Below are 23,406 nucleotides of genomic sequence, written 5' to 3'. Positions count from 1 at the left end.
CCTTAGCCCGCCACCGGAGCCCAATCCGGGGGCGCCAGTTCGAACCCGGCGAAGTCAAAGCCGGGGGCGACCACGCAACTGACCAGCGTCCAGCCGCCTTCGGGCGCGGCTGCCTGCCAGGCGTGAGCGGGCACCACCGCCTGCGGGCTTTCGCCGGCGAGCACATCGCCGCCGATCAGAACCGTTCGGATCGGCCCGGCTGCGCTGTCCGCCAGCGACAATGTGAGAGGCGCGCCGGCGTGCCACAGCCAGATCTCGGCGGCATCGACCCGGTGCCAGTGCGAGCTCTGTCCGGCTTCCAGCAGGAAATGGATTGCAGTGCCGGCGGCGCGGGTACCCGGCTCGGCCGGTGCCCGCCATGTCTCGCGATACCAGCCGCCTTCGGGATGCGGTACGAGGCCCAGCCGCTCTACGATTGCACGCGCGGTCTCATTCATGGCCCGTCCTCCTTCCTGTCAGTGTCCGCGCGCCTTATGGCGAGCGGACACCGATGTTTGAAGGCCCTCGCGCCTTAGAAGAAGTAGCGCACGCCTGCGGTCACCGCGGTGCTGTGGTACTTCGCCTTCAGCGTCGAATCGAGCGTGCCCGCGCTCTGGTTGAAACGCTCCACCTGATGCGTATCGACATGGAGGTAGCGCACGTCGGCGGTCAGTGCGAAACGTTCGGTGACATCCACCGACACGCCGCCGATCGCCTGCAGCGCAAATCGGCCAGACTGGTTGGTTGGGATCAGGATGGTCGGGCCGGCGGCGGCGACATTATACTGGATGTTGTAGTCGATATTTGCCGCGCCGAAGCCGCCGCCCACGCTGAAGCGCACGCGATCCAGCACCTTGGGTGTGTCGTACATCAGGTTGGCCATCACCGTCGTCACCGACTTGCGGCCCTGCAGCAGTTCGCGCTCCTGACCGTTGAGGATGAGCCGGCTGACCGAATTCTTGCTTGCGGCAATCTCCGCTTCTGCGCGGATGCGACCCCACGGGGCATCCTTCACCACGGCACCGAGCACGGCACCGCCAATGACGCCATCTTTCGTCGGCGATTCGATCACGCGGGGCAGGCCGGTAAGCGTCTCGCCGCGGAAGGTCTGGTCCTCACCGAAGCGATCGCCCACGAAGATCGCGCCGTAGATCTGCCCGTCCTCGGCGCGCGCAGGAGCGGCGGCCATGGTCGTGAGAACCACTGCAGAAAGGATGAAGTTGAGAAAGCGCATCGATAAACCCTTTTCTTGGTCGGCTGCCGCATGCTGCGGCTGCATCCTCAATCGATTGCGCACCCTTCAGTCATGTAACCGGAAACAGCCTATTGATTTCAGAAGAAATATTCACAGGCCCGTATCTATGCGGCTGTCTGCCGGATCGCGTCGGCATGTGCGAGCGCGGTCAGCGAACGCGTTCCAAGCCCTTGGCCGCCGTCGATCGAGAGGCACTGGCCGGTGATCCAGCCGGCCTGCGGCGATGCGAGGAACAGGATGGCCGAGGCGATCTCATCGGGTTCCGCAAGGCGGCCCCGGGGAATATCCGCCATCGTCGCCTCATAGACCTGCGGCACATGGTTGCGCACCACGTCCCAGATCGCCGTGTGTGTCGAACCCGGCACCGCGCAGTTGATACGAACACCGTCCTTCGCATGGCGCAGCGACGCGCTCGCGGTGAAATGCTCTATCGCCGCCTTCATCGTGCCATATGCCAGGCGCTGCGGATCGGGGCGGCGCGTTACAACCGAGGAGGTGAGCACGATCGCACCCGCCCGGCTGCGGCGAAGATAGGGAACGGCCTGCTCCACCACCCGAACGCTGCCCATCAGGTCGGTCTCGAAAGCCATGCTCCAATCAACCTCGGTCTCGCCGAGCGTGAAGCTCGATGCGCAGTTGATGACGGCATCTATCCCGCCCATCGCGTCCGCCGCGGCGGCCAGGAATTCGACGATCGCGGCACCCGAGCGAACATCGCAGCCGGGCAGGGCCAACTGGCAGTCCACCCCCTCCAGCACGCCCTCGGCACGTCCCGCGCTGGAGACGATTGCGCCGCGCGCGAGCAGCGCGGTGCGCACGGAACTGCCGATCCCACACGTGCCGCCAATCACGACTGTGCGCAGATCAGCCAAGTCTGGGGTGGCGGACGGTAAGAAAAGCATGGGCAAACTCCTGCGGCTGTCAGAAGCGCGGAAGGTGCCGGGCACGGGCTACGCGTCCATGTCCAAGGTGACGTGCCGCTGTTGCTGCCGTAATCAAGAAGACGAGCCTACCGCCGTAACCGCGCAGCGGCGTGACGTAGCACGCCGGTAGCCGCAGGCGCCGAGACGGGCAGGCCGACCAAGGAGAGTGACATGGACCTAGCCTCGCCCCTCGCCAGCGACGATCGCGATCTGGAAGTAGCGCTTCGCGACCTGCCGATCGACCGCATTGACGTTGCCCAGCCGCGCCTGTTCGAACTGGGTTTCGCCGAGCGCTATCTGCAGCGGCTGCGGCGTGAGGCGCCCGTCCATCATTGCCGCGACGGTTTCTTCGGATCCTATTGGTCGATCACGCGCCATGCCGATATTTCGGCGATCGAGCTCGATACCGAACGCTTCTCGTCGGATCATTTCAATGGCGGGATCACGATCCGCTCCTCGGCCACCGACGAGGAGTTTCTACCTTCCTTCATCTCGATGGACCCGCCCGCGCACACCGCGCAGCGCCGGGTGGTGGCCCCGGCCTTCGCTCCCAGGCAGGTCTCCCTGATCGCCGATCAGGTGCGCGTCTGGTCGCAGGAAATCCTGGATGGTCTCCCCGTCGGTGAGACCTTCGACTGGGCGGATCGCGTTTCGGTGGAACTCACCGCGCGCACGCTCGCCTGGCTGCTCGGCTACCCGCAGGAAAACGCACGCGACCTGATCCATTGGTCCAACGTGATGGTATCGATGCCTGGCGCCGGTGTGGTTGAGACGCAGGAGGAAAAGCTGCGCATCATGCGGGAGTGCTTCGGCACCTTCGAGGCGATGTGGCAAAGACGGCTCGCCGAACCCGGCGGCGATGACCTGATCTCGATGCTGGCCGGTGGCGCGGAGACCCGCGACATGGCCCGCCCTCTGTTCTACGGCAACATCGTGCTGCTGATCGTCGGCGGAAACGACACGACGCGCAATAGCCTGAGCGGCAGCGTCGTCGCGCTGGATCGCTACCCGCAAGAATTTGACAAGCTGCGCGCCGATCCTTCGCTGACGCGCAATCTGGCGAGCGAGATCATCCGTTGGCAGACGCCGCTCGCCCATATGCGCCGCACGACCACCTGCGACGTGGAAATCGATGGGCAGCGCATCCGGGCGGGCGAGAAGGTCGTGCTCTGGTATCTCTCCGCCAATCGTGACGAGACGGTGTTCGAAGAGGCCGATCGCTTCATCCTTGATCGACCCAATGCGCGCAGGCATCTGTCGTTCGGCACCGGCATCCACCGCTGCATCGGCGCGCGGCTGGCCGAACTGCAGGTGGAGATCCTGTGGCAGGAATTTCTTGGCCGATTCCGCACAATCGAATTGGCGGGAGAACCGCAGCGAACCTTCTCGACCTTCGTCAACGGCTACACCACCGTGCCGGTGCGCATACCCGCTGATGCCGTGATCAGGTGACCGCGCCCCGGACCCGGAACCGGGAATCATCCCACGTCCGGCTGTCCATCACGTCACCGAGGATCTCGACTGCCCGCCAGACATCCTCGAACCGCGTATAAAGCGGCGTAAATCCCATCCGCAGCACTTCGGGGGCACGGAAATCACCGACCACACCCCGCGCGATCAGCGCCTGACAGATTGCGAACGCATCGTCGTGCGCAAAGCTGACGTGGCTGCCGCGGCGGCAGGCCTCGCGCGGGGTGATCAGGGCGAAGCCGTGCCCCGCGCAACGCGTCTCGACGCCGACGATGAACATGTCGCACAGCGCCGCCGATTTGGCCTCAAGTTGCGCCATCGTCACGCCGTCGAAGCTAGCGATGCCGCATTCGAGCGCGGCCATCGCCACGATCGGCGGCGTGCCGCACAGGAAGCGGCGGATGTCGGGAGCGGGTGCGTAGGCATCGTCGAACGCGAAGGGCGCGGCGTGGCCCATCCAGCCTGACAGCGGCGATTGGAGCAGCGCCTGATGGCGCTCGGCGACGAAGAGGAACGCCGGCGCGCCTGGACCGCCGTTCAGATATTTATAGCCGCAGCCAACCGCGAGGTCGGCATTGCTGCCGTTGAGATCGACCGCGACAGCACCCGCACTGTGGCTGAGATCCCAGAGGGTGAGCGCCCCGCGCGCCTGCGCGGCGGCGGTGATCGCCGCCATGTCATGCCGATGGCCCGACTTGTAATGGACATGGGTGAGCAGCACGACCGCCGTGTCGTCGTCGATCGCATTGACCAGCGCTTCGGCCGGCACGGTGCGCAATTGGACACCCAATGTCGCGGCGACGCCGCTGGCGACATAAAGGTCGGTCGGGAAATTGCCCGGTTCCGACAGGATCGTGCGACGGCCCGGGCGGGCGCGGCAGGCGGCAACGGCGAGCTTGAAGATGTTGGAGGAGGTCGAGTCGGCCACGATCACCTCATGCGGCGCTGCGCCCACCAACGGCGCGATGCGCGTGCCGAGCCGCGCCGGAGCGTCGATCCAGCCATGCGTGTTCCAGCTCGCGATCAGATGCTCGCCCCATTGCCGGGTGACGAGGTCGGCGACCGCGCCGGCGGTGCGGCGGGGCAGCGCGCCCAGCGAATTGCCGTCCAGATAGATCAGCCCATCGGGCAGCGTGAAATCGGCGCGGCGGTCGCGCAGCGGATCGGCGGCGTCAAGCGCGCGCGCCTCGTCGAGTGTCGGAAACGCGGTCATGATGCTGCATAGGGCGGCGGGCCCCTGCGCGTCCATCATGCTCAGCGCGTCCGAAGATGCGCTTCCAGTGCTGCGATGAACGCGCGGACCTTGGCAGGTACGAAGCGCGTGGTCGGCTGCACTGCCCAGATCGCCAGCGGCGCGATCTGGGCGTCGACCAGCGGCACATGTACCATCCGGCCTTGCAGAACCTCGTCATGCGCATCCCACGCGGCGAGGCTGACAATGCCGAGCCCTTCCAGGCACGCGCGATGCAGCGCTTCGAACGAACTCGACGTGAAGCGGCCATGCACGCGCTGCCGCACCGGCTTGCCGTCGACCAGGAAGCGCCAGTGCGTCATGTCGGTGGCGCGCAGGCATTCATGCCCGGCAAGGTCCGCCAGCGTATGCGGCACCCCGAACCGTTCGATGTAGGCGGGCGAGGCATAGAGCCCGCGCGGACCATCCGCCAGCTTGCGCGCGATCAGCGTACTGTCCCGCATCGCCGCGATGCGGATGGCAAGGTCGACGCCTTGCGCCACGATATCGACGATGCTGTCGGTCAGCATCAGGTCGATGCGAACCGCCGGGTTGGCCGCAAGGAAGGCGGGGACCATCGGGGTCACTACCTTGCGTCCGAACGGCTGCGAGGTGGTTATGCGCAGCAGCCCGGATGCGCCCGCACTCGCGGGGCGGATGGCGCCCAGCGCCTCCGCCTCGTTTTCCAGCATTGCCTGCGCATAGGGTAGAAAGGCTTCACCCTCCGGCGTCAGCGCCAGCGCACGAGTGGTCCGATGGACGAGCCGCGTGCCCACTGCGGCTTCGAGCGCGGCCAAACGGCGCGATGCGACCATCGGCGTGATCACCAGCCGCCGCGCCGCGCCGGCAAGGCTGCCGCTGCGCACCGCCTCCACGAACACTGCGACCTCGCCAAGATCCATTATATCGCTTTCCGATATGCGGGCCTACCGATGTCGCCCACTACAGCGAAAAGCGTGATCGGCCTAGATGCGCATCAACACTTCTGACAGCGAGTTTCCTCCGATGACGCAGACCGTTCATTCCGACCCGCTTTTCCGTCCGCTCCAACTCGGCGCAATCGCCCTGGGCCACCGTGTCGTGATGCCGCCGCTCACCCGCCAGCGTTCGTTGCAGCCCGGCGACGTGCCGCACGCGATGAACGCGGTCTATTATGGCCAACGCGCCAGCGAAGGCGGCCTGATCATCACCGAGGCGACCAACATCACCGAGCAGGCGCGCGGCTATCCCGCGGCGCCGGGCATCCACAGCGCGGCGCAGATCGCCGGCTGGCGACTGGTGACCGAGGCGGTGCATGCCAAGGGCGGCCGCATCGTCCAGCAGCTCTGGCACACCGGCCGCATCTCGCACCCGACGATGCAGCCCGGAGGCACCCCCCCGGTCGCGCCGAGCGCCGTGCTGCCCGAGGGGCTCGCGCATATCGACGCCAGCGGCGACCCCGCCGACCTCGTCCTGCCGCACGCGCTGACCACCGACGAAATCGCCGGCATCGTCGCCGATTTCGCGCAGGCCGCGCGCAATGCTCGGGAGGCGGGGTTCGACGGCGTCGAGATTCATGGCGCCAATGGCTATCTGATCGACCAGTTCTTGCAGGATTCGAGCAACCGCCGCGAGGATGGTTATGGCGGCGCGATCGCTAACCGGGCGCGCTTCCTGCTCGAAGTGGTCGATGCGGTTGCCGTGGCCTGGTCACCCGACCGCGTCGGCGTGCGCCTTTCCCCGTGGGGCAGCTTCAACGGCATGGGCGACAGCGATCCCGCGAGCCTCTATGCGCATGTCGGCACCGAACTCGGCCGCCGCGGTCTTGCCTATCTCCATGTCGTCGAGCCGCGCGCCGACCAGACCAGCGACGTCAACGCGATCGATGCCTCCGCAGCCGATGCGGGCAAGCTGCTCAAGCGGAACTTCCCGGGTGCGGTGATCTCCGCCGGCGGCTATGTCGGCGACACCGCGCGTGCCGCGATCGAAGAGGGAAGCGCGGATGCGATTGCCTTCGGACGTTTGTTCATCTCCAATCCCGATCTGCCCCGGCGCCTTGCCGAGCAGGCGGCGATGAACCGCTACCACCGTCCGAGCTTCTATGGCGGCGATGAGCGCGGCTATATCGACTATCCGACGCTCGACGCGGTCGCCGAACCCGAACAGGTTGCCGCGTGAGCCGCGCCGGCACTGCCCCCATGCCGACCGCCGGCATGGAGCGCGGACTGACCTTCGCGATGGCCGCCGCGTGCGGCCTCGCGGTGGCCAATATCTATTACAACCAGCCGATGCTCGGCGTGATCGGGCACGAACTGGGTGACCGGCTGATCAACCTGGTGCCCACCGCAACCCAGTTGGGCTATGCGGCCGGCCTTTTTCTGTTGGTGCCGCTGGGCGACCTGCATGAGCGGCGGCGGCTGATCATGCTGCAATTCGGGCTGCTGGCCGTCGCGCTGGCCGCGGCGGCGCTCTCGCCAAGTGCTGCCGTCCTGATCCTGGCATCGCTGATCGTCGGCGCGGCGGCGACCGTCGCGCAGCAGATCGTGCCCTTCGCGGCGCATCTTGCCGCGCCCGAAAAGCGCGGCGCGACGGTGGGCGTCGTCATGTCCGGGCTGTTGTGCGGTATATTGCTCAGTCGCGCGATCGCGGGCCTTGTCGCGGTTCAGTTCGGCTGGCGTGCGATGTTCTGGCTGGCGGTGCCGGTCGCACTGGCGGCGGCGGCATGGATGGGATCGCGGCTGCCCCGCAGCGCGCCTGACACGCAATTCAGCTATCCGGCGCTGCTCGGTACGATGGTGTCGCTGTGGCGCGAATTCCCCGCTTTGCGGCTGGCGGCGATCACGCAAGCGCTGATGTTCGGCGCTTTTTCGGCGTTCTGGTCGATGCTGGCGTTGCACCTCGCCGAGCCGCGCTTCGGCTTCGGTGCCGACATCGCCGGCCTGTTCGGGGTGATCGGTGCGGTCGGCGTGCTCGCGGCGCCTGTCGCCGGGCGGATCGCCGACCAGCGTGGGCCGCACGGCGCGATTTTGATCGGCACGTTGCTCGCGCTTGGCTCCTGGGCCCTGCTGGGGCTCTGGACCTCGATCGTTGGGCTTGCGATCGGCGTGGTGCTGCTCGACTTCGCGGTGCATGCCTCGCTCGTCTCCAACCAGCACATCGTCTACGCGCTGCGCCCCGAGGCACGGGCGCGGATCAACACCCTGTTCATGGGCACGATGTTCCTGGGCGGAGCGGCCGGATCGGCCGCCGCCAGCCAGGCTTGGGCGCATGGCGGGTGGGGCGGGGTGGCCGCCCTCGGCGTCGTCTGCGCCGCAGGGGCGGCGGCGCTGCAACTGCTCGCGCGCCGCCCCGGCAGGCGTGTCGTCTAAAGCACCCAGCCGGCGGTCAGCGTGGTGACGTTGCCGGTGAACAGGATCGAGAAATCGCCGACGCCGTCACCATCGGTGTCGCCGAGCAAGGTCGTCTGGTTGGTGCCGGCATCGAACGCGGCGGTCAGTTGGCCCGCCACGCCGGTGAAGGCGCCGACCAGCGTGAATGCCTCGTTGCTCGCCCCGCTCGTCGCGTCGGCATCGACGCCGGCAAGGTCGAGTATGTCGCCCGCGGCATAGTCGGCAATCCGGTCGGCACCCGCGCCCGCCACGCTGTCCGACGCGGCGAGATAGACGAAGCGGTCATTGCCGCCACCGCCGGCCAGAACATCGGCGCCACCGGCACCGGTCAGCACATTGGCGCCGGTGCTGCCCGTCAGCGTATCGCCGAAGGCCGACCCGGTGACATTCTCGACATTGACGATCGTGTCGACGCCCTGGCCGCCGCCCACCGCCTGCGCCGTCGCGAGTGCGAGGTTGACCTTCACCCCCGCGCTGGTGACCGCATAGACGATCGTGTCGACATTGGTGCCGCCGTCGATCGCATCATTGCCGGTGCCGCCGGTGATGATGTCATTGCCCACACCGCCATTGATGCCGTCATTGCCACCCCCGCCATCGAGCGTGTCATTGCCGCTGCCGCCATCGATCTGATCGTTCCCCAAACCGCCGACGATGAGATTGGCCTGCGCGGAGCCGGTCAGCACATCGTCGAAGGCGGACCCGGTGAGGTTCTCGACCGAGATGAGGGTGTCGATGCCACCGCCGCCGGTATCCTGCGCCGTCGTCAGCAGCAGGCTGACCGTCACCGCTGCGGCGGTATTGGCATAGCTCGTTGCATCGGTGCCGGCGCCGCCATTGAGCGTATCGTTGCCGGCACCGCCCAGCAGCGTGTCGTTGCCAGCGTTGCCGGTCAGCACATTGTCGCCGGCATCGCCCGTCAACTGATCGTCATGAACCGATCCGGTGAGGTTCTCGAAGCCGGTGAGCGTATCGGTGTTCGCGCCCAGCGTGTTCTGCACGGTGGTGATCGCCAGGCTCACGCGCACCGCGGCGGTCGCGGTGCCATAGCTCGCCGTGTCGATGCCGGCGCCTCCGGACAGGATGTCATTGCCGACGCCGCCCTCGATCAGGTCGTCGCCATCGCCGCCGTTCAGCGCATTGCCCAGCGTGTTGCCGGTCAGCGTATCGGCGAACGCCGAACCGATGAGATGCTCGATGCGGGTCAAGGTATCGGTGCCCGCGCCCATCGTGCCCTGCGCGGTGGTGATCAATAGGTTGACGCGGACCCCGCCCGATGCGTCGGCATAGCTGGCGGTGTCCAGATTGAGGCCGCCATCCATCACATCATTGCCGGCGCCACCGATCAGCAGGTTGACGCCATCATTCCCCGTCAGCGTGTCATTGAACGCGGATCCAATCAGGTTTTCGATGCCGACCAGCCAATCGCCGCCCGCGCCGCCGCTGACGAATCCGGTCGCGATATTGGCGACGACATTGTAGCCGGCGCTCGCATAGCTCACCGTGTCGATCCCGTTGCCGCCGGAAATGATGTCATCGCCGAGGCCGCCTGCCAGTAGATCATCGCCATCGCCCCCCGTCAGCCAGTTGGCGGCATTGTTGCCGGTCAGCGTGTCGGCAAAGGCCGATCCGGTCAGATTGGCGATCGACACCAGGCTGTCATCGCCGGCGCCGCCCGTCGCGGTGTTAGTGACGAGACTGGCTACCACGGCTGCTGTTGCCTGCGCATAGGTGACGGTGTTGCTACCGGCGCCGCCGTCGAGGCTGTCGTCGCCCGCGCCGCCGTCGATCACGTCATCGCCAAGCCCGCCGCTGATCGTGTCATTGCCGTCACCGCCGACGATCGTGTCGTTGCCCGCCTCGCCGAAAAGGGTGTCGTTGCCAGCGCCACCGCTGATGCTGTCATTGCCGTCGCCGGCAGCGATGCGATTGACCCCGCCATCACCTTCCAGCGTGTCGCCGAATGCGGATCCGATCAAATTCTCGAAACCGGTCAGGCTGTCTGTACCGGCGCCGCCGGTCGCGGTGCCGGTAAGCAGGCTGACGATAACGCCCGCGGCCGCTCCGGCATAGGAGGCGGTATCGATGCCGCCTCCGCCGTCGAGCTGGTCGTTGCCGCCCGCACCCTCGATCAGATTGGCAACTGCGGTGCCGGTCAGCACATCGTTGAACGCCGAGCCGATCGCATTCTCGATGCTGTTCAGCGTATCAACGCCGGAGCCGCCAGTGTTCTGCGCGGCGGTCACCGCCAGCGCCACCGTCACGCCCGCCGCCGCGTCGAGATAGGAAACGGTGTCGACGCCATCATTGCCGCGCAATGCATCATTGCCGGCGCCGCCGATCAGCACATCGTCGCCATTGCCGCCGGTCAGCACGTCATTGCCCGCCGCGCCGTCGAGAACGTCGTTGCCATCCAGCCCGAGCAGCGATTGCACATCGGCACCGCCGGTGATCCGGTTGGCGAGCGCATTGCCCGTGCCGACGCGATAAGCGCCGCTGAACTCGAGATTTTCGAGACCGGCGGCGAGCGTGTACGACATCGCTCCCGCGCGCACCGTGTCGATGCCCGCGACTTCCGTGATCGCGTCGCCCGCATCTATGATGTAGATATCGTCGCCGAGACCGCCGATCAGCATGTCGGCGCCCGCTCCGCCATCGAGAACGTCATTGCCGTTTTCGCCGCGCAGGATGTTGGCGCCGGCATCGCCGATGAGGGTGTCGGCGAACCCGCTGCCGATGATGTTCTCGATGCCGACCAGCGTATCCACGCCCGAGCCCAGCGTGTTCTGCGCGCCGACGATCGCAAGGCTCACCGTCACGCCCGCACGATTTTCGGGGTCGCTATAGGCAGCGGTGTCGTTGCCGCTGCCGCCGTCAATCAGGTCGTCGCCCTCGCCGCCGTCGATCCAGTCGTCGCCGGCCTCGCCATACAGCAGATCATGCTCGCTGTAGCCGAAGCCGGGAAAGGGCGGGTAGCCCTCGCTCCAGATCGGGCGGACGTAGAACACCTGGCCATTGCCGTGCAGCACGTCATTGCCGTCGCCGCCCCGCAACGTGTCGTTCTCGCTTACCGGGTCGCTGCCGGGGAAGGGATAATAGTCGTACGGATCGTAGGGATCGAAATTCTCGCCATTGCCGAACAGTTCGTCGTTGCCGGCACCCCCATCGATCTGATCGTCGCCGAACCCGCCCCTTACCGTGTCCTCCAGGCTGCCGCCGATCGCGATGTCATTGCCGGCGTAAAGCAGCACACCATTGCCGAGATAGGCGTAGAGGGTGGAGGTGGCATATTCGCCGGCCGCGACGAAATCGCTTTCAAGGCTGCCTTCGATCGTGATCAGATCCTCGATATTGCTGACGGTCGCTCCGTTCAGTGTGCCGACGCCGCCTGACCAGAGCGCCCTGAAATCGAGATTGAGCACGCTGCCGCCGTCATAACTGACGCGAAGCTGGTCGAAGCCATTGCCACCATCGACCGTGACCGCGCCGCTATAGGCGTGGATGATATCGTTGCCGCCCAGGCCGTTGACCGTGTCGCCGTTCCGCCCGATCAGGGTATCGTTCCCCGCGGTGCCATTGATGACAGGCATCCTCTCCGCTCCCTCATGTCCGTGTCGTCAGACGATCGGGATCATGACCAACATCGATGTATCGATCATGACGACTGCCAATCGTCTACAACCGGTGCGCTGCTCTCGGCGGAATATCGGAAGCGATTATCGAAGCGAAGTCAATGAATGCTGTTGTTCACTATTGGCGGTACCCAATAGCGAAAGCATATTCGCATGTATTTCCAAGAGAATAAGTCTTTGCGCTCAACGCGCCGGACCATTCGGCCGCTGCGACCGCATTTCCGAACACGCGGTGCCGACATCGCCGAGTCGTCCACGCTTCCCGCAGAGGCGGGAGGCGTGGACGAGAATCTTATAGAGTAACGCCGCGCTTCCAGATCGCGATGCCGCGCTCGCCATTGGTCTCGTTGCGCGCGGGCGTGCCCGAAGCGATGGCGAGGATCGTGTCGAGCGCATCTTCGAACACCGCATCCATGCCGGCATCGAGCGCATCGCCCGCGTTGATGTCGATCCAGCGCGGCTTGGCGGCGGCAAGCGCACTGTTCGAGGCGACCTTCACCGTTGGCACCGGGCTGCCGAGCGGGGTCCCGCGGCCGGTGGAGAACAAGGTGATCGTCGCGCCGGCGGCGGCGAGCGCGGTGGTTGAGACCGCGTCATTGCCCGGCGCCTCGAGCACGGTCAGGCCGGTACGGGTCATGCGCTGGCCGTAATAGATGACGTCGGTCACCGGCACATGGCCGCCCTTCTGTACGGCGCCGAGCGACTTTTCCTCCAGGGTGGTGATGCCGCCGCGGATGTTGCCGGGGCTGGGATTTTCGGAGACCGGCTCGCCATGATCGGCGAAGTAGCGCTTGAAGCGGCCGACCAGCGCGGCGAGCGCATCGAAGGTCGGGCGGTCGACGCAGCGGTCCATCAGCACCTGCTCGGCGCCGAAGATCTCCGGAATCTCGGTCAGCAGCACATGGCCGCCCGCATCGCCCACCGCATCGGCGAGGCGGCCGATCAGCGGATTCGCGGTGACGCCGCTCAGGCCGTCCGAACCGCCGCACTTCACGCCGAGGCGCAGCGCCGAAAGCGGCACCGGCTCGCGCTGCTGGGCGGCGTGGCGAGCGAGTTCCTCGATCGCTTCCATGCCGCGTTCGATCTCGTCGTCGACGCCCTGCGCGGTGAACCAGCGGACATGGTCACGCCGCCCCTCCGGCAGCCGCTCGATCATGCTGGCGAGCTGGTTCGATTCGCAGCCGAGGCCGAGCAGCAGCACGCCGCCGGCATTGGGGTTGCAGGCGAGCGCCGCGAGGATCGCGCCGGTGCCTTCGAGGTCGTCGCCAAGCTGCGAGCAGCCGAACGGGTGCGGGAAGGCGTGGACGCCGTCGATCCCGTCGAAGCTCTGGCGTTCCGCCATCGCGGCCAGCTTGTCAGAGGTACGACCGACGCAGCCGACGGTCGGGATGATCCAGATCTCGTTGCGCGTGCCGACGCTGCCGTCCGCGCGACGATAGCCCATGAAGCTGCGTTGCGCGGGGGCGTGTGCCTCATGCTCGGCGGGCTGTTCGTATTTGTAGCTGCCATCGATGGCAAGCGACGTTGCGACATTATGGCTGTGGACATGATCGCCCGGCGCGATCGCCGAAACCGCATGGCCGATCGGGAAGCCATAGCGGATCGGCGATTCTCCGGCGGCGATCGGCACCAGCGCGATCTTGTGGCCGGATGGAATGTACTGTGCGGCGCGTACGGTGATCCCGCCGGCGGTGATTTCGTCGCCGGCGGAGATCGGAGACAGCGTCACGGCGACGCTGTCGGCAGGGTGAATGCGAACGGCAGTGGTCATGGTTCAGGATCGATCCCGATTACGCCACGCTGACGCGCCCGAGGCGCGGCGACAGCAGGTGGACGGTCAACAGGGCCAACATATAGGCAGCCGCGCACACCGCGAACAGGACCGAGTAGTTATTATTGGTCGCTTCGAGGATGTAGCCGGTGAAAATCGACATCGCCATGCCGCCGATCGCGCCCATGGTGCCGCCGATGCCGATCACGGAGCCCACTGCACTGCGCGGGAACACGTCGGACGGGAAGGTATAGAGGTTCGCCGAGAAGGCCTGGTGCGCGGCGGTGGCGATGCCGATGATCAGCACGGCCATCCAGACGCTGTCGATGCTCTGCGCGAAGAAGATCGGCAGCACGCACACGGCGGCAATCAGCATCGCGATTTTGCGGGCGTAGTTGACGCTGTAGCCGGCCTTGATCAGCCGCGACGAAAGCCAGCCGCCGGCGATGCTGCCGCCGTCGGAGATCAGATAGATCGCGGCGAGCGGCAGGCCGAAGGTCTTGAGATCCATATCGTAGCGCTCGAACAGATAGCCGGGCAGCCAGAACAGGAAGAACCACCAGATCGGGTCGATGAAGAACTTGCCCAGCGCGAACGCCCAGGTTTCCTTGATCGTCAGGATCTTGCCCCAGCCGATCTTCTCCACCGTGTCCTCCGGATCCTGGCGGATCCAGGCGAGTTCGGTGGCGCTGATCTTCGGATGCTCGCTGGGGTGGCGGTACAGCGCCCACCAGGCGATCAGCCACAAAATGCCGAAAATGCCGGTGACGTAGAAGGCGACGCGCCAGTCGAACCACAGCACCAGCAGCGGCACGAGCAGCGGGGTGATGATCGCGCCAACGTTGGCACCTGCGTTGAACAGACCGATGGCGAAGGCGCGCTCGCGCTGGGGGAACCAGTCGGCGACGGCACGGATGCCGGCGGGGAAGTTGCCCGATTCGCCGATGCCCAAGCCGAAGCGCGCCATGGCGAAGGTCGTGACGCTAGAGGCGAGGCCGTGCGCCATATGCGCGATCGTCCAGATGATGATCGCGACGGTATAGCCGACGCGCGCGCCGAGTACGTCGATGATCTTGCCGAAGCTCAGATAGCCGACCGCATAGGCGAGCTGGAAATAGAAGACGATGGTGGCGAAGTCGCTCTCGGTCCAGCCGAGATCCGCCTGCAACGTCGGCTTAAGTACGCCGATCATCTGTCGGTCGATATAATTGATCGCTGTCGCCGCAAACAGCAGCGCGACGACGACCCACCGATAGCGACCGACCTTGGTGGTCGCCTTATCCACGCTCTCCATTCTTATCCTCTCGCCTCGTCCAACCACGACTAGCGCGGCTGCTGCGCCCCGATCGTGCAGCCAATCTTTCCGAACCGCCCGAAGTCGGCTTCGACACGCTGGCCGACGGTGACCTTATGTACACCGGTAACCGCCCCCGTCGAGACCCATTGGCCCGGGGTGATCGGTAAACCGCGTCGCGCGAGGTTCTCGAACAGGAAGCGCACCGACCCGATCGTGCCGTCAACGAATGCGCTGGCCTTGCCGGTGCCGACCACGGTGCCGTCGATCGTTGTGGTCACCTCGACGTCCTCGAAGCCGCTGGCGCGCCAGTCGGTGATGGCGGGGCCGATCAACAGTCCGTTATTGTTGCCGAAATCGCTGATCGTGATCGCCGGACCATGATCGTTGATGCCGGGGAAGGGCGAACTGGCGATCTCGAAGCCGATATGCACGGCATCGATCAGCGCCGCGGCTTCTTCCAGCGTGAACTCGGTCTTGCCCGCTTCGGGGGTTGCGCTCACGCGAAGCAGGAACTCTGCCTCGGCAGCGCCGAAACCCGCCTCGAAGATCAGCGCCGGGCTGTCGTCACCGAGCTCGAAGATGGTGCTCGTGAAGATCGGTCCGGCGAGGTGGTGCGCGCCGCCTGTGCGGGCGACCCAGTCGCCCAGAATGCGGCCGACCTTCCAGCCACCGATCGTGCCGCCCATCCGCGGAATCGCTTGCGCCTGAATGGCATAGGCGTCGCTCAGCGATTGTGGCATTTCGCCCGGATAATTGGGCACCACGCCTGCGCTCAGCCGGGCGTCAACGAATTGATGGGCGATCCCCTCTGAGGTCACACCTGTTCTCCACTTGATGGTCGTGGCACACGTGGTAGGAGAAACCGGTGTCACTTACAAGACAACGCGGCAGCGATGATTGGGAGAGGATCGTTTGTGCCGCGCAACGTCGCGCGATAAGGTCAGCTATGGCGAACAAAGCACAAGACGAATCCGTCACTGCCAAGCTCACGATCAACGACATCGCGCGGATGGCGGGGGTGTCCAAGAAAACGGTCAGCCGCGTCATCAACCGTTCGCCCTTGCTCAACGAGCAGACGCGCGAGCGGGTCGAGGCGATCATCCGTGAGACCAACTATGTACCCAACCCGCAGGCGCGGGCGCTGGCACTGGGGCGCAACTTCCTGATCGGGATGGTCTATGACAACCCGAACCAGCAGATGATCCTCAGCATGCAGCGCGGTGTGCTCGAGGCGCTGCACGATACCGAATTCGAACTGATCGTGCGCCCGGTCGATCGCGGCTCCGCGCGGGTGATGGACGATATCCGCGGCTTCATCGTCCGCCAGCGCCTTTATGGCGTGATCATCCTGCCGCCACTGTCGGAGAATGACCAACTCGCGCAGCTCTGCGACAATGAGGGCTGTCGCTATGTCCGCGTCGGCTCCGCGGTGCTCGACGACAATGAGCATATGGTGGTGTCGAATGATCGCGACGCGGTGGCGGAGGCGGTGCGTCACCTGATCCAGCAGGGGCATCGCCGGATCGGGCTGATCGCCGGGCCGCACGGCTTCCGCTCGGCAAAGGAGCGGCGGGACGGTTTCGAGCTGGCGCTGGCGGAAGCCGGCATTTCGCTGCCCCGCAGTTTGATCGCCGACGGGCAATATACATTCGAATCGGGGATTTCGGCGTCGGAGAGCCTTTTTGACCTGTCGCCGCGACCGACCGCGATCTTCGCGAGCAATGACGAGATGGCGGCGGGGGTGCTTTATGCTGCGCGGCTTCGTGGCATCCAGGTGCCGGACGAATTGTCGATCATCGGCTTCGACGATACGCCAGTGACGACGCGGGTGTGGCCGCCGCTGTCAACGGTGCGTTGGCCGATCATGGCGATGGGCCGCGCGGCGGCGCTCAAGATCATTGGCGTGGCGATCGGCGAGGGGGGGCAGGTCAGCGAACCGTCCGCCTTCAGTTCCACATTGATCCGGCGCGCGTCGGTTGCGCCCCCTCTCGGCGGCTGATAAGCACAAGTCTGACACCGGTGTCCCGCACGCAATTCGTATTGGGAGGACGAGATGTTCGAGAAGACCTATCACGCGACGCACCCCGAGATGATGGAATGCGTCGACAATGAGAGCCTGCGCGAACGTTATCTCGTCTCCGAGATGTTCGCCACGGGTGAGGTCCGGCTGAACTATTCGCACAACGAGCGCTTCGTGATCGGCGGCGCGGTGCCGGCCGGCGGCAGCCTCAAGCTGCCCGACCAGACCGAACCGAAATCCGCCGAGGGTCATCCCTTCCTCGAACGCCGCGAGGCGGGCATCGTCAATATCGGCGGTACCGGCGTGGTAGCGGTGGACGGCGAGCGCTACGAACTGGGCAACAAGGAATGCCTCTACGTGCCGATGGGCTCGAAGGAGGTGATTTTCGAGGGCGCCGAGGCGCGCTTCTACATCGCCTCGCTGCCGGCGCATAAGGCCTGCCCGATCAAGAAGATCACGCTCGCCGAGGCCAACCCGCTGGCCCGCGGCGATCTCGCCAATTCGAATCAGCGCACGATCTACCAGCTCGTCATACCCGGTGTGTGCGAGAGCGCGCAGCTCCTTCTCGGCCTGACCGTGCTGGAAACCGGCAGTGTCTGGAACACGATGCCGCCGCACCTCCATGACCGCCGCAGCGAGATCTACCTCTATTTCGATCTCGAGGGCGGCGACCGCGTATTTCACTACATGGGTGAGCCGGACGCGATGCGCCACATCGTCATCCAGAACGAGGAAGCCGTAATCAGCCCGCCCTGGTCAGTTCATATGGGCTCGGGCACCAAGAGCTATGCCTTCATCTGGGCGATGGGCGGCGAGAATCTCGACTATACCGACATGAACGTGCTGGATATCTGCCAGCTTCAGTAACTTACCGTCATCCCGGGCTTGACCCGGGATCCCGCCTCTTCTTGCCCGCCCAACCGGAGCGAGCGAAGAGGCCGCGAAGGCAACGGGATCCCGGGTCAGGCCCGGGATGACGAAGATTGAAACTCCTCCCCTTCTGCAAAACGGATCCCTCCCCATGAGCACCATCTTCGACCTCAGCGGCACCGTAGCCATGGTAACCGGCGCCAACACCGGCATCGGCCAGGCGATCGCGGTGGCGCTGGCCGAAGCGGGGGCGGATATCGCGGCGGTGGGCCGCACGCCGGCGGAGGAGACCGTCGAGAAGGTGCGCGCGCTCGGCCGCCGCGCCGAGATCGTCTCCGCCGACCTCTCGACGATCGAGCCGGTCGGTCGCGTCGTCGCCGAAACCGTCGAGAAGCTGGGCGGGCTCGACATCCTCGTCAATAACGCCGGCATCATCCGCCGCGCCGACAGCGTCGATTTCACCGAGGCCGATTGGGATGCGGTGATCGACACCAACCTCAAGTCGGTCTTCTTCCTCAGCCAGGCGGCCGGACGCCACATGCTCGCCAAGGGCCGCGGCAAGATCATCAACATCGCCTCGATGCTGACCTTCCAGGGCGGCATCCGCGTGCCGAGCTACACCGCCTCGAAGAGCGGCGTCGGCGGCCTCACCAAGCTGCTCGCCAACGAATGGTCGGCCAAGGGCATCAACGTCAACGGCATCGCGCCGGGCTATATCGCCACCAACAACACCGCAGCACTTCAGGCCGACGAGACCCGCAACCGCCAGATCGTCGAGCGCATCCCCGCCGGCCGCTGGGGCAAGCCCTCCGACCTCGGCGGCGCCGCGGTGTTCCTCGCCTCGTCCGCGTCTGACTATGTCGACGGCCATATCCTGGCGGTCGACGGCGGCTGGCTGGCGCGCTGAGATGGCCCGCCCGCTCTTCTTCGGCGAACTGCTGATCCGCCTCTCGCCCCCGGGCAAGCAGTTGATCGTCCAGGGGCGCAGCCTCGACCTCCATGTCGGCGGCGCCGAGGCCAATGTCGCGATCGGCCTCGCCAGCCTCGGCCATGCCACGCGGATGGTGAGCCGGGTGCCCGACAATGCGCTGGGCGCGCTGGCGCTGTCGGTGCTGCGCGGCGCTGGAGTCGACTGCTCGACCGTCGCCACCGGCGGCGAGCGGATGGGCCTCTATTTCCTGACGCCGGGCGCCGGCCAGCGCGCCGCCGAAGTGGTCTATGACCGCGCCGGCAGCGCCTTCGCCACCGCAGAGCTGAGCGATTTCGACTGGGATGCCGCCTTCGCCGGCGCCACCCACCTCCACATGTCGGGCATCACCCCCGCACTCGGGCCGGCGTCGTCGGCGATGGCGATCGCCGCCGCGCGCGCCGCCAAGGATCGCGGCCTGACATTGATCTTCGACGGCAATTACCGCGCGCGCCTGTGGGAAGCGTGGGACAGTGACCCGCGCACGACATTGACCGAGCTGATCGGCATGGCCGACATCCTGTTCGGTAATCACCGCGACGTCGCCCTCCTGCTCGGCCGCGCCTTCTCCGGCGACGGCTCCGACCGCAGGCGGGAAGCCGCCGACGCCGCGTTCGAGGCGTTCCCGAACCTGCGCATCATCGCCTCCACCGCCCGCCAGGCCGACGACAGCGACCACAACCGCATCGCCGCCCGAATCGACGCCCGCGACCGCTTCGTCCAGACCGACGAAGTGGTGGTTTCCGGCATCGTCGACCGCATCGGCGCAGGCGATGCGTTCGCTGCGGGCGTGCTCCACGTGCTGCTCGACGACGAGGCGGATCTGGAGCGCGCGGCGGAAGCCGGGCTCGGGCTGACCGTACTCAAGCATGCGCTGCCTGGGGATGCTTCGTTCCATACCAAGGCGGACCTGCAGGCGTTTCTCGATGGGCATCGCGATGTCCGCCGCTGAAGGGATCAGCCGGCGGGCGGCGCTCGCCGGCGGTTCGCTCGCGGTCGCCGCGCTGGCGGCGGCGCCGGTCAGAGCGGCCACACGCAGCACCACCGTCACCACCACCCTCGGCCGCGTGCGCGGGACGGTGGAGAGCGGGCTGCACGTGTTCCTTGGCCTGCGCTACGGTCAGGACACCGCCACGCACCGCTTCCAGGCACCACGCGCGGCCGAACCCTGGTCCGGCGTGGTCGAGGCGACTGCCTTCGCCGCCTCCTGCCCGCAACAGGGCAAGCAGGATCGCAAGAGCGAGGATTGCCTGTTCCTCAACTTGTGGACGCCGGGGCCCGATGCCCGCGCGAAGCGGCCGGTGCTGGTCTATATCCATGGCGGCGCCTATTCGAACGGCAGCGTCATCGATCCGCTGAACTATGGTGACAGGCTGGCGGCGACCGGCGACGTCGTGGTCGTGACGATCAACCATCGGCTCAACGCGCTTGGCTATCTCTACCTCGCCCGGCTCGATCCGCGCTTCGCCGACAGCGGCAATGTCGGCCAGCTCGACCTCATCCTCGCGCTGCAATGGGTGCGGGACAATATCGCGGCGTTCGGCGGCGATCCGTCACGCGTGCTGGTGTTCGGCCAGTCGGGCGGCGGCGCCAAGATCGCGACGATGATGGGGATGCCCGCGGCGAAGGGCCTCTTCAGCCGCGCGATCACGATGAGCGGCCAGCAGGTGACCGCCTCCGGCCCGATGAACGCGACCAAGCGGACGGACGCCTATTTGAAGAAACTCGGCGTGTCGGCGAGCGACCTCTCACCGCTGCTGACGATGCCGGTCGACCGGCTGATCGCCGGACTCGAGGCGGAGGATCCGATCCTCGGCGGCGGCCTCTATATGGGGCCGGTGCTCGACATGAAGTGGCTGGACCGCCACCCGTTCTGGCCGGACGCCAACCCGCAGTCCAACGCGATCCCGATGATGCTCGGCAACACGCATGACGAGACGCGCGCCTTCATCGATCCCAAGGGCCCGAAGCTGCGGGGGCTCAACTGGGACAATCTCGCCGAACGGCTCGGGCCCGAGCTGAAGGTGGATCTGCTGCCCGAATGGGTGGTCGCGCAATATCGCCAGAAATTCCCCGACTGGAGCCCCGAGCGCATCCTCTACGCCGCGACGACTGCGGGGCGGAGCTGGCCGGGGCAGGTGATCGAGGCGCAGGCCCGCGCCCGCGCTGGCGCGCCGACCTGGGTCTATCAGGTCGATTTTTCGTCACCAGTGAAGCCCGAACGCGGCGCTCCGCACGGCATGGATATCCCGCTGGCGTTCGGCACGCTGGATGCCGAAGGCTCGCTGACCGGCACGGGCGAGGGCGCGCGGGCGGCCTCCAAGGCGGTGATGGACCGCTATCTGGCGTTCGCGCGAACCGGCGACCCCAATGGCGGCGCGCTCTCACCCTGGCCGCAGTATCGGCTGGAGGATCGGGCGACGATGATCTTCGATACGACCAGCCGGGTCGAGGCGGATCCGCGCGGCTGGGAACGGGCGCTGTTCGCGCGTGGGCCCTATATACAGCCGGGGATTTGAGGGCGGTCAGGTTTTCGAACCTGATCGCTTATGATCGCCTCTTATCTCCCAACGGTTCGCGACGGCCTTTCTTCTCCGTTCGTCTCGAGCGAAGTCGAGGACGAGTCACGTACGCCGGAGCCGGTGTCTCGACTTCGCTCGACACAAACGGTTGAAAGGGCAGGGTGCGCCCGCTCGGTGAGCGCCCCCTTTTTACTCTGCCGTCTTCACCACCGGATAGCTGATGATCAGGCTCAGCGGCTCTTTGCCAAGCTGGCGGATGCCCACCTGCGCGCCGGTGTAGAGATAGGCGGTCATGCCCGCAGTGACCCGCTTCTTCTCGCCGTCCGACTCCACCTCGCCCTCGCCGGATACCACATAATAGACCTCGTCATGCGCGATCGGGTGGATCCCGATCGCCGAGCCGACGTGAAGCACGCGCTTGCGAAACTCCATCGTCCGCGGCTGCGGCACCGCGTCGCTGATGCGATAGGCGGTGCTCATGCCGATCTTGCCGTGCGGGGTCGGTTCATCCCTCACAACGTCGCGCTCGTCGATCACCGCCATCGGCGGCGCCTTGACGGTCGCAGCCGGTGCGGGGTGGGCGCTACCCTCGGCCGCGTGCGACGCGGCGGGGGCCTGACGCATCTGGCGGTCGCGCGGCGACATATGTTCGGTCATGGCTTCCTTCTGCCCGGGATAGCGGCCCGAACGTGGCTCCATCGTGTCGATATCCCAGTCGGCCTCGACGAAGGGGGCGCGGGTCGGTTCCTGCTTGGGGTAGCCGCCGACTTCCTTCTCGCTGTCGATGATGCTGCCGCGCCCTTCCGCGACGAAGAACAGCACGCGCACGTCATGCGCATCGCGATCCCAGGGCCGGGCGCCGACCTGCGCCAGCACATGCGTTTCCACATCCTGTGCGGGCAGCACGTCCAGCCCGGTCCAGGCGACCGGCGGCGTCGCGGTCTCGATCAGCTTGGCGCGCGTCTCGCCATAGCGACCGAAGGCGGGCAGCGGCTTGCCGAAGCGGTCGACCGCCAGATTGTCCCGCCCATGATATTCGAGGTCGCCATCGCCGCCGAGCATCAGGAAGGGCAGCCCCGGCGCGGTTGAGGTGCCGCCGCGCAACACATTGCCGAGCGCCGTCAGCTTGCCCTTCTCATAGGGATGGCCCGCCCATTCGAGCGCCATCAGGTTGTAATGCACCGCGCGCTCGCCGGGATCGTAGATGATGTTGTTGACCAGTTCCGCCTGCACGCCACCCTTGAGCAGCGGATTGCGCTCGAGATTGTGCGCGTAGAGATTGCGGTAGATCAGGATACCGCTGGCATTGTCGTGGATCAGCGTGCCCTTGCTGTGCTCGCCCTTGGGGTGGCTGGAATTGGCAAGCCCTTCGGCCGCGAGATTGTAGGAGAATGTGATGTCGTGCGAGGTGCCCGCGCGCCATTGCTGCGGTCCGTCACCGGTGAAGCGCGGGCCCGACGCCGACATATTCTCGTCGACCGCCCAACTGAAGGTGCAATGGTCGATGATCACGTTGGACGCTGCGATCGTTGACAGCGAATCCGCTTCCCACCCGCTCATCGGCGGATCGCCATCGGCGCCGGTGCGCACGCGGATATGGCGCATCACCACATCGTGCGTGGCAATGTCGATGCCGGTGCGGATCAATGTGATGCCGGGAGAGGGAGCGGTCTGACCGGCGATCGTCACATAGGGCTCGACGATCTTCAGCGACTTGCGCTGCATGTCGATGACGCCGGCGACCTCGAACACGATGATCCGCGGCCCTTTGGTCTCCAGCGCCGCCTTGAAACTGCCCGGGCCATCGGCCGCCAATGTGGTGACGCGGATGATCTTGCCACCCCGACCGCCTGGCGTCTGCGCCGCCCAGCCGACCGCCCCAGGGAAGGCCGCTTTCCTGGCCTTGTCGGCGGCTTCAGTCCGTGCGGCGATGATCGCGGCCAGCATCAGGGCGGTGGCCGCGATGCAGCCCTGCATCGGCTTCATCATCGTTGATCTCCTCTCCCGGCATTTCTTGACATCAGGGTCATGAGCCTGCAAGTGAGATTTGACACCGGTGTCCAGAAAGCGTCAGCGAGATAAGTGCCGGTGATGCGGGTTC

Annotated in this window: 18 protein-coding genes and 1 pseudogene; 8 read left to right on the top strand and 11 right to left on the bottom strand. The window is 66.2% G+C overall.

Translation table 11 applies throughout. From position 1 onward, the window contains the following. Positions 1–2 precede the first annotated feature (2 nt). The 3 genes from FHS96_RS07530 to FHS96_RS07520 form a co-directional block, all read right to left on the bottom strand. The gene (locus FHS96_RS07530; RefSeq protein WP_429588850.1) at positions 3–437 is read right to left on the bottom strand and encodes a cupin domain-containing protein; all 435 of its coding nucleotides are present in this window, start codon (positions 435–437) and stop codon (positions 3–5) included. Between the two features lie 74 nt (positions 438–511). After that, on the bottom strand, positions 512–1,213 hold the full coding sequence (locus tag FHS96_RS07525) for an outer membrane protein (protein ID WP_429588849.1): 702 nt from the start codon (positions 1,211–1,213) through the stop codon (positions 512–514). A gap of 125 nt (positions 1,214–1,338) precedes the next feature. Beyond that, positions 1,339–2,181 (bottom strand): SDR family NAD(P)-dependent oxidoreductase, encoded by an 843-nt coding sequence (locus FHS96_RS07520; protein ID WP_429588848.1) that lies wholly within the window; start codon positions 2,179–2,181, stop codon positions 1,339–1,341. A 147-nt stretch (positions 2,182–2,328) separates the two neighbouring features. Between FHS96_RS07520 and FHS96_RS07515 the strand changes: the two genes are divergently transcribed. Beyond that, the gene (locus FHS96_RS07515; RefSeq protein WP_429588847.1) at positions 2,329–3,609 is read left to right on the top strand and encodes a cytochrome P450; all 1,281 of its coding nucleotides are present in this window, start codon (positions 2,329–2,331) and stop codon (positions 3,607–3,609) included. Here FHS96_RS07515 and kynU read toward each other — a convergent pair. Together kynU and FHS96_RS07505 are read right to left on the bottom strand one after the other, a co-directional pair. Then, positions 3,602–4,840: a kynureninase gene (gene kynU / locus FHS96_RS07510; RefSeq protein WP_429588846.1), complete on the bottom strand. Its 1,239-nt coding sequence runs from the start codon at positions 4,838–4,840 to the stop codon at positions 3,602–3,604. The two genes, FHS96_RS07515 and kynU, sit on opposite strands and share 8 nt — an antisense overlap. Before the next feature lie 41 nt (positions 4,841–4,881). Continuing rightward, entirely contained in the window at positions 4,882–5,760 is an 879-nt protein-coding gene (locus tag FHS96_RS07505) for a LysR family transcriptional regulator (protein ID WP_429588845.1), read from the bottom strand. A 103-nt stretch (positions 5,761–5,863) separates the two neighbouring features. On the opposite strand from FHS96_RS07505, the gene FHS96_RS07500 reads away from it, so the two are divergent. Together FHS96_RS07500 and FHS96_RS07495 are read left to right on the top strand one after the other, a co-directional pair. Continuing rightward, positions 5,864–7,015: an alkene reductase gene (locus tag FHS96_RS07500; protein ID WP_429588844.1), complete on the top strand. Its 1,152-nt coding sequence runs from the start codon at positions 5,864–5,866 to the stop codon at positions 7,013–7,015. Then, the gene (locus FHS96_RS07495; protein ID WP_429588843.1) at positions 7,012–8,205 is read left to right on the top strand and encodes an MFS transporter; all 1,194 of its coding nucleotides are present in this window, start codon (positions 7,012–7,014) and stop codon (positions 8,203–8,205) included. The genes FHS96_RS07500 and FHS96_RS07495 overlap by 4 nt, the downstream gene beginning before the upstream one ends. On the opposite strand, the gene FHS96_RS07490 is transcribed toward FHS96_RS07495, so the two are convergent. The 4 genes from FHS96_RS07490 to FHS96_RS07475 all read right to left on the bottom strand — a co-directional run bounded on the left by FHS96_RS07490 (position 8,202) and on the right by FHS96_RS07475 (position 15,744). After that, positions 8,202–11,816, bottom strand: coding sequence for a beta strand repeat-containing protein (locus tag FHS96_RS07490; RefSeq protein WP_429588842.1), 3,615 nt, complete (start codon positions 11,814–11,816; stop codon positions 8,202–8,204). The genes FHS96_RS07495 and FHS96_RS07490 overlap by 4 nt on opposite strands. Before the next feature lie 334 nt (positions 11,817–12,150). Then, the gene (locus FHS96_RS07485) at positions 12,151–13,629 is read right to left on the bottom strand and encodes a UxaA family hydrolase (protein WP_429588841.1); all 1,479 of its coding nucleotides are present in this window, start codon (positions 13,627–13,629) and stop codon (positions 12,151–12,153) included. Positions 13,630–13,648: 19 nt separating this feature from the next. Next, complete coding sequence (locus tag FHS96_RS07480) at positions 13,649–14,923, bottom strand: MFS transporter (RefSeq protein ID WP_429588840.1); 1,275 nt, start codon at positions 14,921–14,923, stop codon at positions 13,649–13,651. 29 nt (positions 14,924–14,952) lie between these two features. Further along, positions 14,953–15,744 carry a 2-keto-4-pentenoate hydratase gene (locus FHS96_RS07475; protein WP_429588839.1) on the bottom strand — a complete coding sequence of 264 codons (792 nt, stop codon included), beginning with the start codon at positions 15,742–15,744 and terminating at the stop codon, positions 14,953–14,955. A 128-nt stretch (positions 15,745–15,872) separates the two neighbouring features. Between FHS96_RS07475 and FHS96_RS07470 the strand changes: the two genes are divergently transcribed. The 5 genes from FHS96_RS07470 to FHS96_RS07450 all read left to right on the top strand — a co-directional run bounded on the left by FHS96_RS07470 (position 15,873) and on the right by FHS96_RS07450 (position 21,302). Continuing rightward, on the top strand, positions 15,873–16,925 hold the full coding sequence (locus FHS96_RS07470) for a LacI family DNA-binding transcriptional regulator (protein ID WP_429588838.1): 1,053 nt from the start codon (positions 15,873–15,875) through the stop codon (positions 16,923–16,925). 54 nt (positions 16,926–16,979) lie between these two features. Then, positions 16,980–17,813, top strand: a complete 834-nt coding sequence (kduI, locus tag FHS96_RS07465; RefSeq protein ID WP_429588837.1) for a 5-dehydro-4-deoxy-D-glucuronate isomerase — start codon at positions 16,980–16,982, stop codon at positions 17,811–17,813. A gap of 154 nt (positions 17,814–17,967) precedes the next feature. Continuing rightward, entirely contained in the window at positions 17,968–18,723 is a 756-nt protein-coding gene (gene kduD, locus FHS96_RS07460; RefSeq protein ID WP_429588836.1) for a 2-dehydro-3-deoxy-D-gluconate 5-dehydrogenase KduD, read from the top strand. 1 nt (position 18,724) lies between these two features. Further along, positions 18,725–19,735: a PfkB family carbohydrate kinase gene (locus FHS96_RS07455; RefSeq protein ID WP_429588835.1), complete on the top strand. Its 1,011-nt coding sequence runs from the start codon at positions 18,725–18,727 to the stop codon at positions 19,733–19,735. After that, a complete protein-coding gene (locus tag FHS96_RS07450) occupies positions 19,722–21,302 on the top strand; it encodes a carboxylesterase/lipase family protein (protein WP_429589683.1) in 1,581 nt (526 codons plus the stop codon). Before FHS96_RS07455 ends, FHS96_RS07450 begins: the two co-directional genes overlap by 14 nt. Positions 21,303–21,494: 192 nt before the next feature. Here FHS96_RS07450 and FHS96_RS07445 read toward each other — a convergent pair whose 3' ends face one another. Together FHS96_RS07445 and FHS96_RS07440 are read right to left on the bottom strand one after the other, a co-directional pair. After that, positions 21,495–21,848 carry a cupin domain-containing protein gene (locus FHS96_RS07445; RefSeq protein ID WP_429589680.1) on the bottom strand — a complete coding sequence of 118 codons (354 nt, stop codon included), beginning with the start codon at positions 21,846–21,848 and terminating at the stop codon, positions 21,495–21,497. A 66-nt stretch (positions 21,849–21,914) separates the two neighbouring features. Continuing rightward, positions 21,915–23,252: pseudogene (locus FHS96_RS07440) on the bottom strand (pectate lyase family protein); the annotation flags it as partial. Positions 23,253–23,406: the final 154 nt, after the last annotated feature.

The sequence above is a fragment of the Sphingomonas zeicaulis genome (genome assembly GCF_050433225.1).
In the GTDB taxonomy this organism is placed as follows: Bacteria; Pseudomonadota; Alphaproteobacteria; order Sphingomonadales; family Sphingomonadaceae; genus Sphingomonas_D; species Sphingomonas_D zeicaulis.
This window is presented reverse-complemented; position numbering and strand designations above follow the sequence as displayed.

Bases quoted from the DNA above. Each gene is read 5' to 3' on its own strand.
- kynU (WP_429588846.1), bottom strand. From the start codon at position 4,840: ATGACCGCGTTTCCGACACTCGACGAGGCGCGCGCGCTTGACGCCGCC.
- FHS96_RS07455 (WP_429588835.1), top strand. From the start codon at position 18,725: ATGGCCCGCCCGCTCTTCTTCGGCGAACTGCTGATCCGCCTCTCGCCC.
- FHS96_RS07525 (WP_429588849.1), bottom strand. From the start codon at position 1,213: ATGCGCTTTCTCAACTTCATCCTTTCTGCAGTGGTTCTCACGACCATG.
- FHS96_RS07500 (WP_429588844.1), top strand. From the start codon at position 5,864: ATGACGCAGACCGTTCATTCCGACCCGCTTTTCCGTCCGCTCCAACTC.
- FHS96_RS07445 (WP_429589680.1), bottom strand. From the start codon at position 21,848: ATGGCGGTGATCGACGAGCGCGACGTTGTGAGGGATGAACCGACCCCG.
- FHS96_RS07490 (WP_429588842.1), bottom strand. From the start codon at position 11,816: ATGCCTGTCATCAATGGCACCGCGGGGAACGATACCCTGATCGGGCGG.
- FHS96_RS07530 (WP_429588850.1), bottom strand. From the start codon at position 437: ATGAATGAGACCGCGCGTGCAATCGTAGAGCGGCTGGGCCTCGTACCG.
- FHS96_RS07505 (WP_429588845.1), bottom strand. From the start codon at position 5,760: ATGGATCTTGGCGAGGTCGCAGTGTTCGTGGAGGCGGTGCGCAGCGGC.
- FHS96_RS07450 (WP_429589683.1), top strand. From the start codon at position 19,722: ATGTCCGCCGCTGAAGGGATCAGCCGGCGGGCGGCGCTCGCCGGCGGT.
- kduI (WP_429588837.1), top strand. From the start codon at position 16,980: ATGTTCGAGAAGACCTATCACGCGACGCACCCCGAGATGATGGAATGC.
- FHS96_RS07485 (WP_429588841.1), bottom strand. From the start codon at position 13,629: ATGACCACTGCCGTTCGCATTCACCCTGCCGACAGCGTCGCCGTGACG.
- kduD (WP_429588836.1), top strand. From the start codon at position 17,968: ATGAGCACCATCTTCGACCTCAGCGGCACCGTAGCCATGGTAACCGGC.
- FHS96_RS07515 (WP_429588847.1), top strand. From the start codon at position 2,329: ATGGACCTAGCCTCGCCCCTCGCCAGCGACGATCGCGATCTGGAAGTA.
- FHS96_RS07480 (WP_429588840.1), bottom strand. From the start codon at position 14,923: ATGGAGAGCGTGGATAAGGCGACCACCAAGGTCGGTCGCTATCGGTGG.
- FHS96_RS07470 (WP_429588838.1), top strand. From the start codon at position 15,873: ATGGCGAACAAAGCACAAGACGAATCCGTCACTGCCAAGCTCACGATC.